The 366-nt window shown below is 71.3% G+C and carries 1 protein-coding gene; it reads right to left on the reverse strand.

Annotated features, from left to right (window positions below; all coding sequences use genetic code 11):
- The coding region (locus tag R5H29_RS00740) for a hypothetical protein (protein ID WP_332328569.1) at window positions 1-366 on the reverse strand (366 nt) is incomplete at both ends.

The following is a 366-nucleotide window of genomic DNA, read 5'->3' on the forward strand; positions in this document are numbered from 1 at the left end:
ATCGTGGCGAGCGCAGCCTTGAACGCGGTCAACTGGCGCGTGACCCAGGCGATGCCCTGGGCAAAGCCCGCCCTGATCCGGTCCCAGTTGCGCCAGACGGCATAGGCCAGACCCGCCAGCGCGAGCGTGATCCCGGCGATCAGGAGCACCACCGGATTGGCCAGCAGGAATGCGCCCAATTGCAGCACGCCGCGCCCCAGCGCGAGCACGGCGACCCGCGCGAGCGAGGCGGCGGCGGCAAAGCGCGGGAAGAGCGCGGCGATCGAGCCCAGTTCGCGGTACTTGCTCCACAGGCCCCAGAGCTGCGCCACCGGGCCAAGCAGGCTGCCCGCGATGAAGCGCAACGCGCCAAAGCCGATGCGCGCG

The organism is Stenotrophomonas sp. A3_2, from assembly GCF_036624925.1.
GTDB classification, from domain to species: domain Bacteria; phylum Pseudomonadota; class Gammaproteobacteria; order Xanthomonadales; family Xanthomonadaceae; genus Stenotrophomonas; species Stenotrophomonas hibiscicola.